Here is a 22237-nt window from a genome sequence, read left to right as displayed (position 1 = left end):
TTTCCATGCGCGACATACTATCCGACCCGAACGCCGGTTTGAGCCACGAAGACCCGACCCGGCGGGCACAGATCCAGATGCACAAGCCTCTGCCGAAGCGCTTCTACAAGGAAGTCTCGGTTGAGGCGGGCGAGGGTGACTACGCCATCCTTCTCGATGGACGGCCGGTGAAAACACCCGCCAAGAACGCCTTGAGAATGCCAACCACACGGGTTGCCGAACTCGTCCGCGACGAATGGGCATCGCAGGTGGATGTGATCGATCCGCGCACGATGCCGGTAACACGGCTCGTCAACACTGCGATCGACGGCATTGCCGCCGACCCGCAGGCCGTGTTCGAGGACATCCTTCGCTTCTCGTCGAGCGACATGCTGTGCTACCGCGCAGAAACACCTGCAAACCTTACGCTTCGTCAGGCCGAGCAGTGGGATCCGGTCCTGGACTGGGCCGCCAACGCGATCGGCGCTCGCTTCGAGGTGATCGAGGGTATCATGCCCAAGGAGCAGCCTAAGGAAGCGATCGCCGCCCTTTCCGGGGTGTTGCGCAAATATGCGTCCCCGATCGAGCTTGCGTCTCTCCACACGGTGACATCGCTGACGGGCTCCGCAATCCTGGCGATTGCTTTCGCCGAAGGCGAACTCTCCGTCGATGACACATGGCGGCTTGCGCATCTGGAGGAAGACTGGGCAATCGAGCATTGGGGATCCGATGCCGAGGCCGAACATCGCCGCGCAAAGCGGTTCGAAGAGATGCAGGCCGCTGCTGCGGTTTTTGACGCAACCACAGGGCGGATTTAATCCTTCTCTAACCCTGTTGGGGGAAGATCGGTACAGTCTGCGTATCGAGTTTCCCCATGCGTTCCGGTGTCCTGCGCCTAGCCCTGATCTTGACCCTGACGCCATCGCTGATGGCGTTTCGCATGCCGTTGGAAGATGGTGTGCGCGACAAGCTTCTCTACGACGTCAGGGGAGCTTTCGTCACCGCAAGACCGGACGTGCCTCAGGGCCTCGTCATCGCCACCGACATGCTGATCGATGAGGCTGTGCGCTCGACGATGCGGCCGAGCATGCTGCCGCGAACCATCATCTCCGTTCGCATCGACCGGGCAGCGCCAGTTCCCGTCGTCTTTGGCCGGCGGCTGGAGGCGAGGGTCACGGTTCAGGCCGTCTCCGTCTCGACGGGCGAACCGGTTGCAACGGGATCGTTCGAAGCATCGGTCTTTTTCTTCGGCAACAAGGATGGAGATGCAGCCCTTGCCAGAAAGATCGCCGACCGGGTGGCGAGCGAGTTCCGCCTGCGCAGCGGACATTCCGCAACGATCACGTCGGCTTTGTTCGAGCCCTGATTCTTGACGAAATGCATTTGATTTCCGCAGGCAAACCGAGCTTAACTCGCTCGCTGTCGCGCAGTCGCGACATTGCTACGAGAGGTTATCACATGCAGTTTTTCAATCGTTTGGGACAATACCGTCCGCAGGCGCTGGCCGTACTGAGAATCATTGCAGCCCTGCTCTTCATCGAGCACGGCACAATGAAGCTGTTCGGTTTTCCGGCGCCGATGGGCGAGGGTTCTTTACCACCGCTTCTGCTGATTGCAGCGCTGCTTGAAGTGGTCGGCGGCGCGTTGCTGGTCGTCGGCTTCATGACCCGCCCGGTCGCGTTTCTCCTGTCCGGCCAGATGGCTGTCGCTTATTTCATGGCGCATGCCAGCAAGGGTTTTTGGCCGGCGCTGAACGGCGGCGAAGGCGCCATCCTGTTCTGCTTCATTTTCCTGTATCTCGTCTTCTCGGGCCCGGGCGCCTGGGCCGTCGACAAGGACTGAAACTCTACGCCCGCGAGCGATTGCGCGCGGGCGTCCTGATTCTCAAACGATCAATTAGACCAGACGCTCGGCATGCCAGCGCAGATGGTCGTCCATGAATGTCGAGATGAAGAAGTAGGAATGGTCGTAGCGCTCATGCATCCTGAGTGTCAGGGCAATATCCTTGCCCTCTATTGCCTCTTCGAACAGCCATGGCCGCAGGCCGCTCTCGAGGAAGTTGTCGGCCTTGCCCTGATCGATCAGGAATTCCGGAAAATGCGCCCCGTCTTTCACCAGCGCGCAGGCATCGTATTGCCGCCATGGAGCCTGATCGGCACCGAGATATTTTTCAAACGACGGCGCAGACCAGTCGGCGGTTGTCGGCTCGACGATGGGCGCAAAGGCCGAGCAGCTCTTGAACCGGTCGGGGTTTTTGAGAGCAATCGTCATGGCGCCATGGCCACCCATGGAGTGGCCGAAGATCCCCTGCCGGCTCATGTCGACGCGGAAGTGCTCGGCGATGAGAGCGGGCAGTTCCTGCGTGATGTAGGTGTACATCTGGTAGTTCTCGGCCCAGGGCTGCTGAGTCGCATCGAGATAAAATCCGGCACCCTTGCCCATCTGCCAGTTGGTCGCCTCATCCGCGACGTCGTCTCCGCGCGGGCTTGTGTCGGGGCAGACGATGACGAGACCGAGCTCTGCAGCCAGCCGGCGATACTCGCCCTTGTCCATCACGTTCTGATGGGTGCAGGTGAGACCCGACAGATACCAGAGGACAGGGCACGGCTCAGACAGCGCCTGCGGCGGCACGAACACGGCAAAGGTCATATCGCATTTGCAGGCATCCGACGGATGCGAATAGACGCCCTGCATGCCGCCAAATGCGGTGTTCTGTGAGATGATCTTCATCGGTCATGTTCCTCGATGTTGGGACTTCAGCCGGCCAGCGAAACGACGGCATTGACCGCAGCGGCTACCAGCACCGTGTTGAAAAAGAAAGACACGACCGAGTGGAGGAGATTGATCCTGCGCATGTCGGTCGCCGTGATCGCGACATCGGACGTCTGGGCGGTCATGCCGATGATATAGCCGAAATAGAGAAACTCCCAGCCGCCCGGACGATCGGTTCCGGGAAAGTCGAGGCCGCCAATCGGGCCCTCGACCTTGTCGTCGCCGGGGCGCCAGTAGAGGTGGGCGTAGTGTAGGGCAAACATCATGTGCAGCGAAAACCAGCCGAGAATGACGGCGGCGAAGCCGACCATCACATCCAACGCACCTGACGTCTGCTTGTCGTTCATCGCTTCAAACAGCGTCACCAACGAAATCGCCGCCGCAGCAAGCGTGACGGCCAGGATAAGCGGTGCCGGTTCATCGGTGTTCTGGCCGCTTTTCTCGAAGCGGTCGGCGTCCAGATGCGGGATTCGGAATGCCATCAATCCAAGATAGACGACGAAAAAGACGATCGCCGTCAGCGCTGCGGCAAGCTCCGGCAACTGCCAGATCAGCACAGGCAACGCGACGACTGCGACGATCGCCGATGCGAAAAAGGGCCCATGCCGGCGGCGGCGCCAGTGCCACAGCGATGCCTTGCCCTGTTGTGTCGACATCCGCCCTCCCGTACCGCCTTGATAGCGCGGTCTAGCCGTTTGATTTGGCGCGCCGGCAGAGCCTGTCCAGCGTCTCCAGGAATTTGGATCGGTCGCGTGGCGAGAAGGCTGCGTTATAGCCCTTGCTTTCGCCCGTCTCGCGCAGATGCTGGCCAAGATCGCGCATGGCGCTCGCCATGCCGATATTGGTCTCGTCGAACACGCGCCCGGTCGGTCCCGTGACAAAGGCACCGGCGGCCACACAACGCACGGCAAGCGGCACGTCGGCCGTAATGACGATGTCGGCAGGGCCGGCGCGCTCGGCAATCCAGTCGTCGGCGGCGTCGAAACCGGCCGAGACGATGACGTTCTTCACCATCGGATCGCGGGACGGACGCAAGCCGGAATTGGCAACAAACGTCACCTCAAACGCGTGACGCTCAGCGACTTTAAGGATTTCCGCCTTCACGGGGCAGGCATCGGCATCGACATAGATCAAGGCTTTGCCCTCAGCATGTCCACATGCGGAATACCGTCCTCCAGATATTCCTCTGATATCGGCGAGAAGCCGAACGAGGCATAGAATTTCTGAAGATGCGCCTGCGCGGAAATCTCGATCGTTTCTCCGGGATAGGCCTGTTCGCAGGCGGCGATCGATTCGCGCATCAACGCTTCGCCGAGCCGCTTGCCCCGATGATCCGGCGAGACGGCAACGCGGCCGATGCGCGGATTGTCTGAGGGCTCCGGCCGCCAGATGCGGGCGCAGGCCAGCAGATCGCGGCCGTCGAGAAGACGCAGATGCAGACAGGCCGCATCGTTGCCGTCAAGTTCCGGATAGGGACAAGTCTGCTCGACGACGAACACGTCCACGCGCATCTTCAGCATGGCATAGAGGTCGAGTGCGGAGAACTCTTCCAGTCTCCGCACATCGGTCGTGTAGGACGGCAGGGTGGTCAATAGACCACCACGCCACGGATGCTTTCGCCCGAATGCATCAGCTCGAAACCCTTGTTGATGTCTTCGAGCGGCATTGTGTGGGTGATCATCGGATCGATCTGGATCTTGCCTTCCATATACCAGTCGACGATCTTCGGCACGTCTGTGCGTCCTCGGGCACCGCCGAAGGCCGTGCCCATCCAGTTGCGGCCGGTGACCAGCTGGAACGGACGGGTCGAGATTTCCTGACCTGCGCCGGCAACGCCGATGATGACCGACTTGCCCCAGCCGCGATGCGACGATTCGAGCGCCTGGCGCATGACCTTGGTATTGCCGGTGCAATCGAACGTGTAGTCGGCGCCGCCGATCAGGTCGCCGTTGCGCTTGGTCATGTTGACGAGATAGGGCACGATGTCTTCGCCGACCTCTTTCGGGTTGACGAAATGTGTCATGCCGAACTTCTCGCCCCATTCCTTGCGGTCGGGATTGATGTCGACGCCGATGATCATGTCGGCGCCGGCAAGCCTCAGACCCTGCAGAACGTTAAGGCCGATGCCGCCGAGACCGAAGACGATCGCGGTCGAACCGATTTCAACCTTGGCCGTATTGATGACGGCGCCGATGCCCGTCGTGACACCGCAGCCGATGTAGCAGATCTTGTCGAACGGCGCGTCGGGATTGACCTTGGCAACGGCAATCTCGGGCAGAACGGTGAAGTTGGAGAATGTCGAGCAGCCCATGTAATGGTGGATCTTGTCCTTGCCGATCGAAAACCGGCTGGTGCCGTCAGGCATCACGCCCTGGCCCTGCGTGGTGCGGATGGAGGTGCAAAGGTTGGTCTTGCGCGATGTGCAGGAATAGCACTCGCGGCATTCCGGCGTGTAAAGCGGAATGACGTGGTCGCCCTTCTTGACCGAGGTTACACCCGGTCCGACATCAACGACGATGCCGGCGCCTTCATGGCCGAGGATGGCGGGGAAGAGGCCTTCCGGATCCGCACCCGACAGGGTGAAATCGTCGGTATGGCAGATGCCGGTCGCCTTGATCTCGATCAGCACTTCGCCGGCGCGAGGGCCTTCCAGCTGTACGGTCATCACTTCGAGCGGTTTGCCAGCCTGAACGGCAACGGCGGCGCGGACATCCATGGTGTCACTCCATTTTATCTATAAGATTCTACCGCGACTTTTGCACGGCAAGTGGTTCGGGCTCAAGCCGGAAGACGGTATGAATAGTCGCAATCGGGTGATCGGTCAGGGCTCGATGATCGGCGCCTGCGGAGATGCGCTGCGCGGCACCAGGCCTGTCAGCCGCACATCATCGACGACTTCGACCATCATCTTGAAGGGTTTGAAGCCGGAGCGCTGGTAAAATGGCAGAGCGTGAGACGAATCAAGGTGGCAGGTGTGAACCCACAAGCGCGAGATCGGGCGCGACCACGCCTTTTCGATAGCAGCATTCATCAGGAACCGGCCGGCCCCCTTGCCGATCGTACCGGCGGCAAGACCGAAATAGCCGATCTCACATTCGCCTTCCTTGCGAAAATCGAGTTCCAGAAGCCCAACCGCGCGATCGCCATCCATCAGGGCATGAACTTCGATCAGTGGGTCTTGAAGGATGGCGGAAAGCTCGCTGTCATCCATGATGAGGCGCGAGGTCCACATCCAGTGTTCGCCGACTGATCTGTAGAGCGCGCGATAATCCGCGATCGACGGCGACGGCCAGTGTTCGACGGTGAGCGATCCTGCAGGAGGATTGGAACCGGGTTCCGGTCGTTCCTGCATCTCCAGACAGGTCACCACGGTGGCGATCATTCCCGGCGGAACATTGGAATATCCGCTGAGAAGCATGGGATTGTCAGGGGACATCGGGTCTTGGCTCATGAGGTCTTTTCACGATGTTTGATGGTTGTTGTCAACGAAGGTCACGCAGGCACGAGCTGTTTCGACTGGGCGTGTTCGCGCCAGATGATGAACAGGCCCGAGGCCACGATGATGAGGATGCCGAACCATTTCGATGCCGTCGGAAAGTCGCCGAACAGCGCATAGCCAAGCACGGTCGCCGAGATGATCTCGAAATACTGGAAGGGCGCGAGCAGCGACAGGGGTGCCATCCTGAACGCCTTCACCACGAGGAGGTGCATGTATCCCGAGATCGAACCCAGGACGACCAGCAGCAGCAACCCGAGCACGGAGGCGGGCAGGGACGGCTCGAAGTCGGTCACGCCGAAACCGCTTCCGGCCGTCATCGCGAGGCCCATGAAGACGGTGCCGCCGAGGCCGGCGATGGTTTGCATCACCAGCGGCGAATCACTCTCACCAATGGCGCGATTGAGAAACAGATAGAGCGTGAAGAGAAAGGCGCAGGCGACCGGCAGAAGCGCCGTCCAGCCGAATATCGAATAGCTCGGCTGGATCACGATCATCGCACCACCGAAACCGACCACGATGGCAAGCCAGCGCCGCCAGCCGACCCTTTCTCCGAGAAAGATGGCAGACATCATCGTCAGCATGAACGGCTCGACGAAGTAGATCGCGAACACATCGGCAAGCGGCATATATTTGACGGCGGCAAAAAACATCAGACTTGCCGAAGCATGCAACGTGCCGCGCAACAGGTTCATCCACGGGCGATTCGCATGAATGAGCGACCGGGCGGAAAGCAGTGCCAGCGGCAGCAGGCTCAGGAACTGGAACAGGAACCGATAGAAGGTGACCTGTCCGGGCGACATGTGCTCGAAATTCGCCATGTATTTGGCGATGGCATCCATGACCGGCAGAATGGCCATGCACGAGGCCATGATCGCCATGCCCTTGAGCGGGTTTTCGGAAGTCTTTGGGGGCATTGGCCTGCGCTTTCAATTGAACCTGAGTTCAAACACAGGCTGACCTTGTCGGCAAGCCGCAGGTGCGGGCACATCAGCAACGCTTGGCGCTGCAAGCACCGGAAAGCATATCCGATGCTCATTTACAGAGGTCGCGGTATGTTAGGCCGCGAGTTCCGTGGTCTCACCGTGTTCGATGAGAAGGCGCGGGGAGGTCATGTCGCCGGTCTCTTCGTCCACCATTACCGAATAGGCAGCGACTCCGATGACGCGCACCGACATGGCCGTCGCGATCTTCTCGGCGGAGGCCGCGTTCGAGGCTTGGCGCATTTCACCGAGGACGATGTGGCCGCGGTTCTTCTTGAATTGGAGAACGATGAATTTTTCTGCGGTTGCCATGTCACGCTCCTGTGTTGTTCTGTTTATGTTCCAGAAGCAGCAAGAAGTCAATTCGTTTCTGAAGATGTGAATTTGGTGATCATGATCAGGCTCAAACGTCATTTGACGCCAGAAACGAAAAAACCCGGCCGAAGCCGGGTTCTTTTGGTGCGGTCGAGAAGACTCGAACTTCCACGGGTTGCCCCACAGCGACCTCAACGCTGCGCGTCTACCAATTCCGCCACGACCGCATCCGTGGTAGAGCCGAATTGCTCCGGCGAGCGAGCATGTAGCAAAAGGATTTGAGGTGCACAAGTGCGTCGTGACAGATTTTTGAAGGATTTAAACGGGTTGGGGATAACCTTATATAAAGTCCCAGAAAACAAGGCTCTTGCCGCCCTTGTTCGCTTTTGACAGAAGACTGGCCATGCTGACACGCACCGATCTCAATCTCTCCATGCTGCCGCAAGCCGACTGTCCGCCCGTAAGGTGGCGGGTTTCGGACGAACTCGTGCCTTACGACGTGGCGATCGCCACGATGGAGGCGGAGGTTGCAGCCATTGCCGACGGCCATGCCGACGAACTCGTCTGGCTGCTGGAGCATCCGCCGCTCTATACTGCAGGAACCAGCGCACAGACCGCCGATCTCATCGAGCCGGATCGGTTTCCCGTATTTGCGACGGGTCGCGGCGGAGAATACACCTATCATGGCCCGGGCCAGCGCGTTGCCTACGTCATGCTTGACCTGAAGCGCCGTCGCCAGGATGTTCGCGCCTATGTGGCAGCGCTCGAGGAATTGGTCATCCAGACGCTCGACATGATGAACGTTCGCGGCGAGCGGCGCGAGGATCGTGTTGGCGTATGGGTAAAGCGGCCGGACAAGCCCGCCATGCTCGATGGGTCGGTCACCGAGGACAAAATCGCCGCACTGGGTATTCGCCTGCGCCGCTGGGTGAGCTTTCACGGTCTGTCGCTCAACGTCGAGCCCGACCTGTCGCATTTCTCCGGCATCGTGCCTTGCGGTATAACTGGATATGGTGTGACCAGCCTGGTGGATCTCGGCCTGCCGGTCATGATGACGGATGTCGATATCCGGCTTCGTGAGGCTTTCGAGCAGATCTTCGGCCCGACTGTGAACGAACGAGAACAGGTCACCTCACGGTGACCTGTTCAATCGTCTGATGGTTGGTAGCGACGGCGATAATCACCGGCGTACGAGTCTCAGTCCTCGTCGGGCATACGTCCATCGACGCCGCCAGCGCGCAGGTTGTTGACGACGGATTTCACGCCGGAAATGCTTTTTACCTTGGCAGCGATGATGCGCACGGCAGATGCCTCGTCGACCAGGCCTTCGAGCGTGACCTCTCCGTCATCGACATGCACGTCGATGGCATCCATCATGGCGATATCGAGCGATTCGATCGCGTCCGTGATGCGCTCCTCGAGATCGTCTGATTCTTCGACCCCGATCGTTGCGGGCGTATCGCTGTCGACAAGCCGTTCCTGCTGCCCGTCGGCCTCGATGCCTTCGACCTGGTAGCCTTCGTTACGATCGCTTTCGAAGTTCGCAGCAGGCTCGCCATAGGCGGCGTTGCCGACCGGACGCGCACCGGCACCGGCTGCATCGTCATAAGGCCAGCCTTCGTCGATGTTGCGGTCGTCGTAATCGCGGAAATCTTCTTCGCGGGAAATATCGTCGGGCTTGCGGGTGGCGGGCATTGTGGTTCCTTCCGTAAGGTTCGTCAGTCGGTAGAGGGTTGCCTCGATAACCGTCAGGAACAGCCTTGGTTCCTCTACCGACCTTTTTCCCACTTGCGGACCAACCGGTCGCGTTTCAACCTCGATAGACGCTTCAGCCAGAAGACGCCGTCCAGCTGGTCGATCTCATGTTGCATGCAGACGGAGTAAAAGCCCGTGGCGTCCTCTTCTGCGTGCGTCCCGTCCAGGCGCTGATAGCGGAACCGGATCATGGCGGGACGCTCGACCTCTTCGGTCGCACCTGGCATGGATACGCTTCCCTCGGTGTAGCGCATTACCTGCTCACCGAACGAAAGGATTTCCGGGTTGGCATAAAAGCGCGGACCGTCTTTCGCCGACAGTTCGAGCACGACAAGCCGGATGTGAACCCCGACATGCGCGGCGGTGATTCCGACGCCCGGTGCAGCCCGCATGGTGGCGAGCAGATCCTGCGCGAACGTCTCGAGTGCTGCGTCGAACACGGTAATCGGCTGACACGGCTTTGACAGGCCGGGATCCGGATATCGCAATATCGTCAGGGGTGCCATTCGTTATCCTTCCTCGTCTCTCAAGCGTTCCCATTCGCATGGCGAGAACCGTTTCGCCACAGATGTTTGACCATTGCGCACTGGACCATCCCGACCATTTGCTCTAGCTGGAATGAAGCGGCAAATGCGTTCGATCTAAGACGGTTATCTGGTTGTTGAAAATCAGTTTCTGCCGTTATCTTCAACCTGCGAGATGCGGATAGCGAGGGCGGCAATGAGCGATATCGGCGAAGAGACCCGCGGTCGCAGCAAGGCCAACGATCCGGCTCACGACATCTATACCGAAGAGGGCGCGGTTCGCCCCGATTTCCTCGCCCGTGTCGGGGCGGCGGTCGCCGATCGCGATGTTCTCTATCTCCGCCAGTACGTGGCGCGCCTGCACGAATCCGAACTTGGCGACCTTCTCGAATCGATTCTTCCGGATCAGCGCCACGCGATGGTGCGGCTGCTCGGCACCGACTTCGACCTGACGGCCCTGACGGAGGTGGACGAGGCGATCCGTATGGAGATCGTCGAGCAGATGTCGAACGCGCAGATCGCTGCGGGCATCGGCGGTCTCGATTCGGACGACGCGGTCTACATTCTCGAAGATCTGGACAAAGACGATCGCGAGGAGATTCTCGCGCAGCTTCCATTCACTGAGCGGGTTCGCCTCAGACGCGCGCTCGACTATCCGGAAAGCTCGGCCGGTCGCCGCATGCAGACGGAGTTCGTCGCTGTGCCGCCGTTCTGGACGGTGGGGCAGACGATTGACTACATGCGCGAGGACGAAGGCCTGCCGGAGAGCTTTACGCAGATCTTCGTCATCGACCCGACCTTCAAGCTGCTCGGCGTCATCTATCTCGACCGCATCCTGCGCACCAACAGGCAGGTGAAGATCGAGACGATCATGCGGGAGACGAACTATCCGATCCCCGCCGACATGGACCAGGAAGAGGCAGCACAGCTCTTCGAGCAATACGACCTTCTCTCGGCCGCCGTCGTCGATGAAAACGGCAGGCTGGTCGGCGTCCTGACGATCGACGACATCGTCGACGTGATGCAGGAAGAGGCCGAAGAAGACATCATGCGCCTCGGCGGCGTCGGCGATGAAGAACTGTCCGACACCGTGGTCGATATCTCGCGGTCTCGCGTGCCGTGGCTGCTCGTCAACCTCTTGACCGCATTTGTAGCGGCCTCCGTGATCTCGCTGTTCGAAGCCACGATCGAAGAAGTGGTCGCGCTGGCGATCCTGATGCCGATCGTCGCCGGCATGGGCGGCAATGCGGGGTCGCAGACGATGACGGTCACGGTGCGCGCCATCGCGACCCGCGATCTCGATATCCACAATGCCTGGCGCGTCGCGCGGCGTGAAATCTGCGTCGGCCTGATCAATGGGTGTCTGATCGGCACACTCGTCGGGCTGGTGGCGGGCTTCTGGTTTCAGGATCCCAATATCGGCGGACTGATTGCGACGGCCATGCTCATCAACATGGTCGCCGCCGCCAGCGCCGGTCTGATGGTGCCGATCCTCCTCAACCGGGCAGGGGCAGATCCCGCCGTATCGTCCGCGGTCTTTGTGACCGCCATCACCGATACGACCGGGTTCTTTTCGTTCCTCGGCCTCGCCACCTGGTGGTTCGCAATCGGGTAAGTCGGGAGTCACATCCACGAAAATTGACTGTTACGTAAAAGTCAATTATTTGAGGCAGAAATGTCAGGATGTGGCCGTGAACAAATATTACAGCATCACCGAGTTGACCCGTGAGTTCGGCGTTTCCACTCGCACCTTGCGATTCTACGAAGATGAAGGGCTGATCCATCCGGAGCGACGCGGCCGGACGCGCCTGTTCAGGGCGGCCGACCGCCGGCTGATCATGGAGATCCTGCGGGGACGGCGCATCGGCTTCTCCATCGCCGAAATCCGCGAGATCGTTCAGATCTACAAGGAGCCTCCAGGCGAAATGGGACAGCTCAAGCTTCTGATGAAGAAGGTCGATGAGAAACGCGACGACCTGCGCCAGAAGCGCAAGGACATCGAGGAAACACTGCTTGAACTCGACAATGTCGAGGAGGCCTGCCTCACCCGTCTCGCCGAAATCGGCGTCGGTACCTGACCGTCAGGGTGCAGGAGCAGCGATTGCGCATTCCTGCGCGATCATCTGGATACGGTCGTCCTGGGGCGTGATCGCGCCAGATTGCATCGGTGTCATCAGGTTCTGGGCGATCAACCGGTCGGCCGTGCAGGTGCAGAACGAACGGCAGATATTGGCGTCGGCACTCTCTACGCAGCCCCTCTCGCAGCTCAGGATATACCCTTTGCGAACATCCGGCGGCGGGGCGGGATGGACCAGCGAGAACAGATAGACAAGACCGATCAGGACCGGCTGATGCACGAGATAGATCAGCAGGCTGTGCTGCCCGGCCTTTGAGAGCAGGTTCTGTCTGGTCTGGACCTGCGCAATGCGGGGCAGCAGGTTGCGCGTCATCAGGAACTTCGTCACAGCGACGCCTGCCAGCAGAGCGGCAACCCAGGGAAACAGCGGCACATAGTCGTTGGAGCGCGGCGGAGCCTCGGCAAAGCCGATCCAGGCCAGCCAGCGCGTATCGAACAGCGCCGATTCGAGCGTTCCGGGCGTGACGATGTAATCAACGATCATCAGACCAGCGATGATTGCGGCCACTGCCGCCGTCAGCGTGGGAGGTAGCCGCAGGAACGCCAGCCCGATCAGGCTGGATAGCGCAATGTTGTGCAGTATGCCGAAAGAGATCCACTCGCCTGGGAAGGCGACGAATGTCGCGACGCTGATGGCAAGTGCTGCGCCGGCAACGATGCCGAGACGTTTTGCGAAGGACTGCCAGCGAATCTGCGGCGTATGCGCGAGAACCAGACTGACACCCGCGAGAAAGAGAAACGAACTGGCGATCAACCGGGCGTAGATCTTGAAGAAGCCCTGCGTCGCCGTACCCGGATCGAGATAGCCGAAGAATTCGAGATCCCAGGTGAAATGGTAGGTCGCCATCGCGATCAGTGCCACGCCGCGCAGCGTATCGATCAAGACGATGCGTGGCACGCGAGGTGCGTTTGGTTGGGTCTCGGATAACGTCACGTGCGCATGTCCCGCTCTTGTTTGTCTTTGGTGTCGATCGCCGGATCCATCAGCGCGAGACGGGCATCGGAGAAATACTGGCGGCGCGTGAGAACGAAGACCACGATCGCAGTCATCGCCATGAACATATAGGGGCCGGCGAACCATCCCAGGTAGCCGATCGACAGAAACAGCGCCCGCAGGCCCGCATTGAAATGGCCGGCCGCGATCATGTTCATCCGCACAACCTGGTCTGCCGCCAGCTCCGCCTTGGCGCGATCGGCATTCGTGTCGTGCATCATCGGCAAAGCGCCGAACAGGATGGTGCAGTAGTTGAACAGACGGTAGGCCCAGCCGAATTTGAAGAAGGAATAGCCGAACAGCACCGTCAGACCGGCAACCTTGAGCTCGAACGCGGTGCGCCCGCCGTAATAGACAAAGGGCAGATTGCTGAACACGTCCTCCACCTTGTCGGTCGAGCCAAGCAGCGCAAAGCAGCCACCAATCGCGAAGATCGAGGTCGAGGCGAAAAAGGCCGTCCCGTTCTGCAGACCGGCCAGGATTTGCGTGTCGATCATCTTGAGATCGCGCCGAAGCGAGTTGTAGATCCAGTTCCGACGCCGCTCCGCCATGGCCCGGTTAAGGCTCAAGCGGGGGAAAAAGCGACTGCCAGACCCCGCTGTGAGCCAGGAATAAAGGGCCCAGAGGGCGAGAAACAGTGCCAGCGCGATATAGTCCGCAGTCGTCATGGGTCTCGCCACAAATCGTGTATGCCTCGTTTCGTCTTGCTTTGTTTCGGCTGTCCGGGCAAGAGGCGTGTGCCTGGTATAGGTTTTTGCAACACCTATCTGTAGAGCGTGTCTCTGTGATGCATGTCGCTCGTGTCCAAGCGGATGTCGGGTGATCGCCTGAGCCGAACTCAGGTTTGGCGTAGCCTCTGCCCAAACGAACGGTCCCGTGAACAATCATGTTTCTTTCAGTTTTCGACGTTTTCAAAATCGGTATCGGTCCTTCCAGCTCGCACACGATGGGGCCGATGTCGGCAGCCAATCGTTTCCTGGAGCTCCTCCTTTCCAATGACTGGCCACGCCCGACGGGTGCTGCCGTCGCGGCGCTGAAGGTCAGCCTCCACGGGTCGCTTGCCTTTACCGGCATTGGGCACGGAACGGGCAGGGCAGTTATCCTCGGTCTTGTCGGCGAAGAGCCGCACAGCGTGGATCCCGATCGGATGGACGCGATCATTGCAGACGTCGAACGCACCGGTCGCGTCACCCCGCCGGGCCACCCCAGCTACGAGTTCAGGCCGGCAACGGACCTGATCTTCGACAAGAAGCAGCCGCTGCCCGGCCATGCCAACGGCATGAGCTTCTCGGCGCTGGATCGGGACGGACGGCTGCTCTTGAAGCGCATCTACTATTCGATCGGCGGCGGCTTTATCGTGACCGACACCGAACTGGAGGCAATGCGGGCGTCCAAGAAGACGGCAAGCGATGCGCGCGTGCCCTATCCATTCTCGTCCGCCAAACAGATGCTCGAAATGTCGCAGGGTTCTGGCCTGACGATTGCCCAGATGAAACGCGCCAACGAGCTGACAAAGATGAGCGCGGCCGAACTCGACGAAGGCGTCGACCGGATCTGGGACGCGATGAGGAATTGCATTGATCGCGGTCTGAAGGTCGACGGCATCATGCCGGGTGGCCTCAAGGTGAAGCGCCGTGCGCGGGCGATCCACGACCGCCTTAACGAGGAATGGCGCAGCAATCGGCTCAACCCGCTTCTCGCCAATGACTGGCTTTCGGTCTATGCGATGGCGGTCAACGAAGAGAATGCCGGTGGTGGCCGTGTCGTGACCGCGCCGACCAACGGTGCCGCTGGGGTCATTCCAGCCACGGTTCGCTATTATCTGCATTTTCACGACGACGCGACGCAGGAAGACATCCGTACCTTTCTTCTGACCGCGGCAGCGATCGGCGGCATCATCAAACACAATGCCTCGATTTCCGGTGCCGAAGTCGGTTGCCAGGGTGAAGTCGGGTCGGCTGCGGCCATGGCGGCTGCAGGTCTCGCCGCCGTTATGGGCGGTTCGCCGGAGCAGATCGAAAATGCTGCGGAGATCGCGCTCGAGCATCACCTCGGCATGACCTGCGATCCCATTGCAGGCCTCGTCCAGGTGCCGTGTATAGAGCGCAATGCGCTTGGCGCCGTAAAGGCCGTGACGGCGGCGTCTCTGGCCCTGAAGGGTGACGGAAGCCATTTCGTGCCGCTCGACGCCTGTATTGAAACCATGCGCCAGACTGGCATGGACATGAACGAGAAGTACAAGGAGACCTCGACCGGCGGGCTTGCCGTGAACGTGGTCGAGTGCTGAGAGCTTCCTGTGGGGCGTTGTCCGTTTTGAAAGATCCGACTTGACCCGGCGTAGTCCTTGCGGCTTTGAACGGACATGGCTCTACATCTGATCAAGCTCTGCGTCGGCGCCGACTCCATCCAGGACCTGAGGGACTGGGTGGCCGAGCGGTCTCTGACCGCCATGTCCGCCGGCCTTGAACCCCACAGCATCCACACGACGCGAATGATGCCGAAGCGCGTGGAAGAGCTCGTCGATGGCGGGTCGCTCTACTGGGTGATCAAGGGGCAGGTCTCTGCGCGCCAGAAGCTTCTGGAGGTTCGCACAGTTAAGGGCGAGGATGGTATCGGCCGTTGCCAGCTGGTGCTCGGTCCCGAAGTCATCGAAACCGCGCCGATGCCGAAGCGGCCATTTCAGGGCTGGCGTTATCTCCTCGATAACGAGATCCCGAAGGACCTCGGCGGACTGGGAGATGATGTCACCCAGCTGCCGGAAGAGTTGCGGCGACACCTCGCCGAACTCGGTCTTCTCTAGCTATTCAGCCCAGTCTCAGTCAGCGAAGTCTCAAACGGACCGACGCGCGTCCGGCACGCAGCCCGACATGCAGATGGATCTGAGCCGGTGGCTGCGACTGGCGCCACGCACGGGCTCCATGGCTGAGCAGCAGGGTGACGAGATCCTTGGTCTTTTCGCGGGAACGCGAAGAGAGGTTCATTCCCGCCATTCCCATTCCCGCAAGCCGCATGGCCGCTTCGTGCAGCGGATTGAGCGCAATGCCGCGGGCCTTGGACTTCGTCGCGTTGGCGACGAAGCCGATACTGTTTTCATTCATTCCCATAGGAAACCCCGTTTTACGCATTACTATCGAGATTTCACTGCGCCGGCGGATACAAAACACGGTGGCTGGCGCAGCTTTTTTCAGTGGTCGTCTGATGGGCCGATTACTGTATCGACGCCCAGCAGTTCACGCCTTTCTTCTTCAGGATATTGCAGGCATCGATCGCGGACTTCTGGTCGCCGAAGCCTCCGAAACGTGCCCGATAGACCTGGCCGCCATTGGTGCTGAAGGCGACTGTGAAGGGTTTGGCGGAACGCAATACCTTGCCGCCTTTATCCTGCGCATCCTGCAGGAGTTCGTTTGCCATCGAAGGATTGGGCGAGACGCCAATCTGGATGACCCAACCGGACACATCACCCTTGAGAGACACTTTGGGCGTATCGCGGGTGGATGCCGTGGTGACCGAATCGATTGCCGCCATTTCGGCCCGCTCGCCGGCGCCACTGCGCTTCGGAACATATTCCGGGGCAGGGGTCGGGACAGCGCCAGAACCGAGCATTGCGGAGTTCATCGCTGCCGAAGCCGTTCGCTTCTGCGACGGTTCGCCGAGATAGGCAGTCGCAGCAGGTGCTGCCGTCTCGTCATAGCGAGCGCCGGGCATGGGGCCACTGTTAGGAAGGTCGAGAGCCGAAACCTGACGGGCGTCGGATACTGCAGCAGCGACACGCGGCTGACTTGCGACGGGAAGCGATGGTGTCGGAACCGGAGCGGACGGAGCCTGCGAGATCAGGTTGCTCTGACCGCCGCGGGAGGCTTTCGGTAGATATTCCGCAACGAGCTTGCGCATGGTCGCATCACGAGCGGCGCTGGAGCGGCCACCGAGCACGACTGCAACGATCGAGCGACCGTCGAGCTGTGCCGACGTTGCCAGATTGCTGCCGGCTGCGCGGGTATAACCGGTCTTGATACCGTCGACGCCGCGGACAGTCCCGACCAGGCGATTGTGGTTGCCGATCGTCTGCTTGCCGAAATTGAAAGTGCGGATGGAGAAGTAACCGTAATACTGCGGAAAATGCTGGCGAAGAGCGATGCCGAGACGCGCCTGATCACGTGCCGTCGTCATCTGCGCCGTGTTGGGCAGGCCGTGTGCGTTCCGATACGTCGTACGCGTCATGCCGAGGGCACGTGCCTTGTTCGTCATCATCTGCGCAAAGCGGTCTTCGGATCCACCGACGAACTCGCCGAGAGCTGTCGCCATATCATTGGCCGACCGCGTAACGAGTGCACGGATCGCCTGATCGACATTGATGGCGCCGCCGGGGCGCACACCCAGTTTCGAAGGCGGCTCGGACGCAGCATGCGCAGAAACCGGAACCCTGGTGTCAAGCGTGATACGACCAGCCTCGAGCGCTTCGAAGGTCAGGTAAAGCGTCATCATCTTCGTGAGCGAAGCTGGATAGCGAAGACCATCCGGATCCTCGCCGTAAAGAACCTTTCCAGACTTGGCGTCGACGACGATCCCTGCATATTTCGGATCGGCATGCGCCGGACTGGCGAGGCTCGAAAAGGCCAAGATCACCGTAAAAAGACAACCGAGAAATTTTCCCGGCACTGCCACGCGTCCCTTGGGGAGGATTGTGGAAAACATGCTCTTCGACACTGCCGCACTCATCGCTTGCATGGTGGTTGTATTACGTCCGGGCTCAGCGCCCCCGATGGGCCCGTTGTCAGGCAATCTAGGGGAACAGCGTTACCAAGAGGTTTATGATGAACGTTTGGTTGCTTCGCAGAGGACCATTTTACCGATTGACCTGCGCTACCGGGTGCCCGGTCACAAGGCGGGTTTGGACAAATGTTCGAACTCCGGCGTCAATCTTCTGCCAGTCGCGCAAAAGCGCGCTGGAGAATCGATAAAGCACGGTCAGATCCTGCCCGACTCGGATATCGCGCTGGCAGTCCCCGCTGGTAGGGCGCTCTCCCGCCGATGGAAAAAGGCAACGCACGGCGTAGGGAGAGGCGGCACCGGGCTGTGCGCCCGTCAGAATCACCTCGTTCCCGTAACCGCTGTCCGCCCGGAGGCGATGCAGTGTCAGCCCATGCTCAGCCGGTTCTGCCGGGCCTTCGAAAAGTCCCTCGTAGATCGGCTGAAGCCGCCCCGACATGTCGCGCGACATGGTGCTCTGCGACATCTGTACGAAGATCAGAGATGCCGGCTGGGAGACGGTGTCGAATCGCGCCCGATTTGTGGCGCTGTAGCCCATCATTTCCGGCCAGGTCAGATAAAGATCCGCCCGTTCAGTTGCACCGCTCCGTCTCTGCTCTTTGAAACGGAGCGTGTTGGCTGAAAGCTGGATCGTATCCTGACCGATCACCAAGTCGAATGTCTCGGTGCTCTCGGAATGGCCACCCAGCATCATCCGCTCGCCGAGCCATCGGCCGCCAACGCTGATGGCGCTGGTCACTATGCCAAGCGCAATCACGATGCCGGTGATCTTGTACAGGGTTCGCCTGGATAGAAGCGGGCTGTCCGTTTCACTAAGGCTGTCGGGTTGCATGCGGCCGGGCTCTCGTCACTGGAGTGGCCGGCGGACCGAACGAGGGGTGCGACCGCGCCGGCAGCGATACCGCCATTGTTGCGGATTTGTGGTTAATGGATCGTTAGTCATAGTCGCGCGACAGTGGTGAGCGCCATAAATGGAATCGCCGGCAGGATACCTCCTCGGAGGCCCTGCCGGCGTTCTGAATGATGACATGGTCGATCGTTCGTCGGGGTAATCTTGTCTTACTGGCTGACGCTGCCGACTGCGGTCGCCCGGCCGTCCTGGAGTTTGACCCAACGCGCCGGATCATCGGTCGCCTGGCGCTTCAGGTATGTGTATTCCGTATCGGTCCAGATCATGACCTTGTTGCGCATGTTGTCGAGGACAAAGTCGCCGCGATCGGTGCGGACGGTCAGAACTGCATGACCTTCGCCATTCGGCTGCAGCACGACCGTGATCAGCAGGTTGGAAGGCGAAATGCCCTGCTGCGTCAGCATCTTCCGCTTCAGGAGCACGAAGTCCTCGCAGTCCCCGACGGTCCGCGGGTATGCCCAGCGCTCTTCGACGCCGTAGATTTCCTGGTCGGTCATCGGTGTGATCGAGGTGTTGACCGTGTAGTTGACGTCGAGGATCGTGCGCCAGGTGTCTTCGGTGAGTGCCACGGGGCCGGCGTCCTTGTAGGATGCCACGCATTCGCTCGTGTAGGTCTTGCAGAATTCGTAATGACCGATCGGCGGGTTTGCCTTGCCGATAACGCGCATGGCGCCGGATGGCATCGCAAAGGACTGGACGGTCATGGAGCCGATCATTGCAGCGGCGGCGATTGCGAATGCGAGAGCTTTACGGCAGTTCATTTTTCTTGTCTCCCCGTTGTGGGGAAACAATGCCTCAGACCCTTTGATTGACCGCGAAATACCGCAGTAAAATCAGATGCTTATTCTAATCAACTTTGGCGAAAATACGCGTCGAATTCGACGTGCTTTTTCATAAAATACGCACTGCTTTTTCGGCGAATTTGCATAAAATGCGAGGTAAATTTGACCTATCCGCTCCTATCTCCCTGATACTGCATCGCTTTGATGAAACGTGACATCATCGAAAGGTGAGCGGAGTCTTAGATCTGCCTGTGCCTTTTGCTTTGCTTCGCCGCGTTCCGGGAAAAAATCGCGAGCAAAACAGCCCGTTTCGCCGCCTAAAACTGCGCGAAAAAAATCCCGAAAAGACACAAAATAATTCTGTCGACGTGTTTTTTCGGGATTTTGTGTGTCGGACCAGCGAGTCCAGCGCCGCTGACGATGGCGGTGATCGTAAGAATTCACGCCGGAGCAGACACAGCACAACTCAGCTGCGGGCAGGCGGGTTAGAAAATGGATATGATGAGGCTTAGAGGAACTCGGTCAGCGCTTCGCGGGACTGGACCGAGTGAAACTCGATCGCGACGCCTTCCATGAAGTGACGCACCACGCGTCCGCGCATGTTTCCGAGGCGGAGCGGGGTCCCGATTGACGGACGGGTCTCGATGTCGACCGCCGCACCGGAAAGCGATAGGTCAAGCAGCCGGCACGGATAGCGGCGCCCGTCGTCGAGAGTAATCTCCGAACGGGTGTTGCGCGGGGTGAGACGATCGTGGCGACGGTCCTCCGGCAGCCCGAGTTCATGCTTGTTGGCGATCCAGGTCAACTGTGCGGCAAGTTTTTCGCGCTTGCGGTCGGTCGCGTTGATCATCATCAGGAAGCCGCCGCCGGCAACACTGAGAACTGTCCCTTCAAGGCGGCCGACGTGATCGAGATAGGCGATGACCCGCTCGTTGGTCCGTGGACGACCGGCACACTGGAAGCTGACGTCCCCGGGGGACATCTCGATCGCGGTGCAGGCATATTCCTCATGGTCGGCCAGCATCAAGCGGCCGCCGATGTTCACGGAGACGCGTTGGAATGAGCGCTGCGCTGCAGTTGCTTGCGAAACGGATGCCTGAGACGAGGTGCCGGAAAACATGGATGAGCGCTTTTTCAGCTAGAGTCCTAGCCTACATTAGCGACAGGGCGTTAATATATGGTTCCCGAAGCCGTCATTGTGGGAAGAAGCTCGCCGGCAGGAAGCGGCGCAGAAGTCCTGACTGGACCAACTGCGGCTGGTCATGCCCGCAGACGGACAACCCGCCGGTTTCATCGCTTTCGACAAAGCCCCAATCTTGAAGATGCAGCCCACTTGCCGGTCTGGCCGCCACCGGGAAAGGGCCGTCGGCAGGCAGAAGTGCTCCGAGTACCCGGTCGCTTCCGGTTTCGGAAGAGCGAAGCGGCATCATCAGCATTTCGCATTCGATTGACGTGCCGGCTACGTTCAGGACTACGTCGGCAATCGCGGGTTTCTCATGGACGAGGATCTGCATGACGACCTCCTGGGCGCGATCGTTTTCTTCGAGATCCCAGATCGTGCGGAACGGCATCCCACGAAACTCGCCACCGAACAACTCGCATAACCGCGTTCCCGCAAGCCGAAACGTCAATTGGTCGTCTGCCTCGTTTGCGACGATGAAGAGATGAGGCAGAAATCTGCGCAGGGCGACCGGATCGATCTCGTTGCGCATAGGAGGCAACCGCCCGTCGCACAGACCTGTCCAGTATTCGAAGATTTCCGTCGTAGCCGGATTTCGCATTCGCTTTCCCGTGATCCATTTCGAGACGCTTCATCCCGTGCTGAACCGCTTTCTAAGGCACAACACGAGGGTCAGCCTTAACGCTGCGAAAACCATGCCAGAGCGGTGAGCCTAGACGAAAGAATGTCGAACCCGGCGACTAAGTGCTTGTATCCGGTGCTATCTGCAGCTTTTCTTCAGGCGGGTCGTCCTGTAAGCCTGACGCTTCAACAGGGAAGGAATTGTGATGAGCGACAGGCAAGACCTGCCGGGTGCCGCGAACGATACGGACAGGGATGCGGACGCCATCGACGACCAGTCGTCGCAGCCAGTTTTCAATCTTCCCCGAAGTCTGGTGATCTCGGTCCTGTTCCTGGCCGTCGTCTATCTAGTCGATGCTTACTTGCTCGACGAGGAGGCGCAGATCTCGGTGCTGATGTGGTTCGCCTTCACGCCCGTACGCTACGTCGTTCCGTTTGCGGAGCAGAATTTCGAATGGCTGTGGACGCCTGTCACCTATTCCTTCCTGCATGGCGGTATCGAGCATATCGGCTTTAACGCACTCTGGCTGGTTGCCTTTGGAACGCCGGTCGTGCGCCGCATCGGAACTCTCCGCTACGTGCTGTTCTGGATTTTCTCGGCAGCGGCGGCAGCTTTCTTCCATGCCGGCCTGCATTGGGGCGACCAGACGCTGCTCGTCGGCGCTTCAGGCGTCGTCTCAGGCTTGATGGGCGCCGCGTGCCGGTTCGCGTTCCCGGACGGCCGCGGATACGACCGCAGTTTCGGCCATCTCCATCCACGTCAGTCCATACTCGGCTCTTTCCGGAACCGGACAGTGGTGATTTTCACGGCGATGTGGTTCTTCGGAAACGTGCTTGTCGCCATCGGTCTGCCGCTGATTGGATCGGATGTCGGAGAGATCGCCTGGGATGCTCATATCGGTGGCTTTCTCTTCGGCTTTTTGTTTTTCGGCCTGTTCGACAGGATTGCCGCCGATGACCAACCATTGGCGCCCGCTTGATCTCCAGTTGCTGTCGTCTTAAACTTCGCGCCGAGGGACTGT

General features: G+C 59.8%; 27 protein-coding genes and 1 tRNA gene. 9 read left to right on the top strand and 19 right to left on the bottom strand.

What is annotated here, in order from left to right:
• The first annotated feature begins 5 nt into the window (after positions 1-5).
• The 3 genes from AC0JZ8_RS14310 to AC0JZ8_RS14300 all read left to right on the top strand — a co-directional run bounded on the left by AC0JZ8_RS14310 (position 6) and on the right by AC0JZ8_RS14300 (position 1821).
• On the top strand, positions 6-797 hold the full coding sequence (locus AC0JZ8_RS14310) for an ATP12 family chaperone protein (RefSeq protein WP_471892783.1): 792 nt from the start codon (positions 6-8) through the stop codon (positions 795-797).
• Between the two features lie 56 nt (positions 798-853).
• Positions 854-1345 (top strand): hypothetical protein, encoded by a 492-nt coding sequence (locus AC0JZ8_RS14305; RefSeq protein WP_471892782.1) that lies wholly within the window; start codon positions 854-856, stop codon positions 1343-1345.
• Positions 1346-1437: 92 nt separating this feature from the next.
• Positions 1438-1821 (top strand): DoxX family protein, encoded by a 384-nt coding sequence (locus AC0JZ8_RS14300; protein WP_471892781.1) that lies wholly within the window; start codon positions 1438-1440, stop codon positions 1819-1821.
• Between the two features lie 54 nt (positions 1822-1875).
• Here the strand turns inward: AC0JZ8_RS14300 and fghA are convergent, their stop codons facing one another.
• From fghA to AC0JZ8_RS14255, 9 genes are all read right to left on the bottom strand, one after another.
• Positions 1876-2709: an S-formylglutathione hydrolase gene (fghA, locus tag AC0JZ8_RS14295; RefSeq protein WP_471892780.1), complete on the bottom strand. Its 834-nt coding sequence runs from the start codon at positions 2707-2709 to the stop codon at positions 1876-1878.
• 26 nt (positions 2710-2735) lie between these two features.
• Complete coding sequence (locus AC0JZ8_RS14290) at positions 2736-3407, bottom strand: DUF1345 domain-containing protein (RefSeq protein ID WP_471892779.1); 672 nt, start codon at positions 3405-3407, stop codon at positions 2736-2738.
• Positions 3408-3438: 31 nt separating this feature from the next.
• Positions 3439-3885 (bottom strand): YaiI/YqxD family protein, encoded by a 447-nt coding sequence (locus AC0JZ8_RS14285; protein ID WP_062457036.1) that lies wholly within the window; start codon positions 3883-3885, stop codon positions 3439-3441.
• Positions 3882-4343 (bottom strand): GNAT family N-acetyltransferase, encoded by a 462-nt coding sequence (locus AC0JZ8_RS14280; protein WP_471892778.1) that lies wholly within the window; start codon positions 4341-4343, stop codon positions 3882-3884. Before AC0JZ8_RS14280 ends, AC0JZ8_RS14285 begins: the two co-directional genes overlap by 4 nt.
• On the bottom strand, positions 4340-5467 hold the full coding sequence (locus tag AC0JZ8_RS14275) for an S-(hydroxymethyl)glutathione dehydrogenase/class III alcohol dehydrogenase (protein ID WP_062580660.1): 1128 nt from the start codon (positions 5465-5467) through the stop codon (positions 4340-4342). Before AC0JZ8_RS14275 ends, AC0JZ8_RS14280 begins: the two co-directional genes overlap by 4 nt.
• Positions 5468-5572: 105 nt before the next feature.
• The gene (locus tag AC0JZ8_RS14270) at positions 5573-6202 is read right to left on the bottom strand and encodes a GNAT family N-acetyltransferase (protein WP_244474042.1); all 630 of its coding nucleotides are present in this window, start codon (positions 6200-6202) and stop codon (positions 5573-5575) included.
• A gap of 41 nt (positions 6203-6243) precedes the next feature.
• Complete coding sequence (locus tag AC0JZ8_RS14265; protein ID WP_113110486.1) at positions 6244-7164, bottom strand: DMT family transporter; 921 nt, start codon at positions 7162-7164, stop codon at positions 6244-6246.
• 141 nt (positions 7165-7305) lie between these two features.
• Positions 7306-7542 (bottom strand): hypothetical protein, encoded by a 237-nt coding sequence (locus tag AC0JZ8_RS14260; RefSeq protein ID WP_471892777.1) that lies wholly within the window; start codon positions 7540-7542, stop codon positions 7306-7308.
• A 145-nt stretch (positions 7543-7687) separates the two neighbouring features.
• A tRNA-Leu gene (locus tag AC0JZ8_RS14255) sits at positions 7688-7772 on the bottom strand.
• 176 nt (positions 7773-7948) lie between these two features.
• Between AC0JZ8_RS14255 and lipB the strand changes: the two genes are divergently transcribed.
• Entirely contained in the window at positions 7949-8686 is a 738-nt protein-coding gene (gene lipB / locus AC0JZ8_RS14250; RefSeq protein ID WP_471892776.1) for a lipoyl(octanoyl) transferase LipB, read from the top strand.
• Positions 8687-8742: 56 nt separating this feature from the next.
• On the opposite strand, the gene AC0JZ8_RS14245 is transcribed toward lipB, so the two are convergent.
• Entirely contained in the window at positions 8743-9240 is a 498-nt protein-coding gene (locus AC0JZ8_RS14245) for a BON domain-containing protein (RefSeq protein ID WP_092662308.1), read from the bottom strand.
• Between the two features lie 74 nt (positions 9241-9314).
• Positions 9315-9806, bottom strand: coding sequence for a peptide deformylase (locus AC0JZ8_RS14240; RefSeq protein ID WP_430256612.1), 492 nt, complete (start codon positions 9804-9806; stop codon positions 9315-9317).
• 214 nt (positions 9807-10020) lie between these two features.
• On the opposite strand from AC0JZ8_RS14240, the gene mgtE reads away from it, so the two are divergent.
• Both mgtE and AC0JZ8_RS14230 read left to right on the top strand, forming a co-directional pair.
• A complete protein-coding gene (gene mgtE / locus AC0JZ8_RS14235; RefSeq protein WP_062580669.1) occupies positions 10021-11439 on the top strand; it encodes a magnesium transporter in 1419 nt (472 codons plus the stop codon).
• Between the two features lie 76 nt (positions 11440-11515).
• On the top strand, positions 11516-11902 hold the full coding sequence (locus AC0JZ8_RS14230) for a MerR family transcriptional regulator (protein WP_092662576.1): 387 nt from the start codon (positions 11516-11518) through the stop codon (positions 11900-11902).
• A gap of 3 nt (positions 11903-11905) precedes the next feature.
• Here the strand turns inward: AC0JZ8_RS14230 and AC0JZ8_RS14225 are convergent, their stop codons facing one another.
• Positions 11906-12895 carry a heparan-alpha-glucosaminide N-acetyltransferase gene (locus tag AC0JZ8_RS14225; protein ID WP_471892775.1) on the bottom strand — a complete coding sequence of 330 codons (990 nt, stop codon included), beginning with the start codon at positions 12893-12895 and terminating at the stop codon, positions 11906-11908.
• A complete protein-coding gene (locus tag AC0JZ8_RS14220; RefSeq protein WP_471892774.1) occupies positions 12892-13623 on the bottom strand; it encodes a DUF599 domain-containing protein in 732 nt (243 codons plus the stop codon). The genes AC0JZ8_RS14225 and AC0JZ8_RS14220 overlap by 4 nt, the downstream gene beginning before the upstream one ends.
• Before the next feature lie 218 nt (positions 13624-13841).
• On the opposite strand from AC0JZ8_RS14220, the gene AC0JZ8_RS14215 reads away from it, so the two are divergent.
• Both AC0JZ8_RS14215 and AC0JZ8_RS14210 read left to right on the top strand, forming a co-directional pair.
• Positions 13842-15242 (top strand): L-serine ammonia-lyase, encoded by a 1401-nt coding sequence (locus tag AC0JZ8_RS14215; protein WP_471892773.1) that lies wholly within the window; start codon positions 13842-13844, stop codon positions 15240-15242.
• A 75-nt stretch (positions 15243-15317) separates the two neighbouring features.
• A complete protein-coding gene (locus AC0JZ8_RS14210) occupies positions 15318-15755 on the top strand; it encodes a DUF1489 family protein (RefSeq protein ID WP_062456994.1) in 438 nt (145 codons plus the stop codon).
• Between the two features lie 19 nt (positions 15756-15774).
• On the opposite strand, the gene AC0JZ8_RS14205 is transcribed toward AC0JZ8_RS14210, so the two are convergent.
• The 6 genes from AC0JZ8_RS14205 to AC0JZ8_RS14180 form a co-directional block, all read right to left on the bottom strand.
• Positions 15775-16059, bottom strand: a complete 285-nt coding sequence (locus tag AC0JZ8_RS14205; protein ID WP_062456991.1) for a hypothetical protein — start codon at positions 16057-16059, stop codon at positions 15775-15777.
• Positions 16060-16162: 103 nt separating this feature from the next.
• Complete coding sequence (locus AC0JZ8_RS14200) at positions 16163-17680, bottom strand: SPOR domain-containing protein (RefSeq protein ID WP_471892772.1); 1518 nt, start codon at positions 17678-17680, stop codon at positions 16163-16165.
• A gap of 118 nt (positions 17681-17798) precedes the next feature.
• Entirely contained in the window at positions 17799-18554 is a 756-nt protein-coding gene (locus AC0JZ8_RS14195; protein WP_471892771.1) for a hypothetical protein, read from the bottom strand.
• Between the two features lie 227 nt (positions 18555-18781).
• Positions 18782-19348, bottom strand: a complete 567-nt coding sequence (locus AC0JZ8_RS14190) for a transglutaminase-like cysteine peptidase (protein ID WP_092662577.1) — start codon at positions 19346-19348, stop codon at positions 18782-18784.
• A 574-nt stretch (positions 19349-19922) separates the two neighbouring features.
• Positions 19923-20534, bottom strand: a complete 612-nt coding sequence (locus AC0JZ8_RS14185) for a PilZ domain-containing protein (RefSeq protein WP_062456977.1) — start codon at positions 20532-20534, stop codon at positions 19923-19925.
• Between the two features lie 73 nt (positions 20535-20607).
• On the bottom strand, positions 20608-21195 hold the full coding sequence (locus AC0JZ8_RS14180; protein ID WP_062456974.1) for a PAS domain-containing protein: 588 nt from the start codon (positions 21193-21195) through the stop codon (positions 20608-20610).
• Positions 21196-21421: 226 nt separating this feature from the next.
• Here AC0JZ8_RS14180 and AC0JZ8_RS14175 point away from each other — a divergent pair, with 226 nt between their 5' ends.
• Entirely contained in the window at positions 21422-22195 is a 774-nt protein-coding gene (locus AC0JZ8_RS14175) for a rhomboid family intramembrane serine protease (protein ID WP_471892770.1), read from the top strand.
• The last annotated feature ends 42 nt before the right edge of the window (positions 22196-22237 follow it).

This window comes from Velazquezella soli, assembly GCF_977018685.1.
Note: the sequence above shows the minus strand (reverse complement) of the source record. Positions and strands in the feature narration are given on the sequence as shown.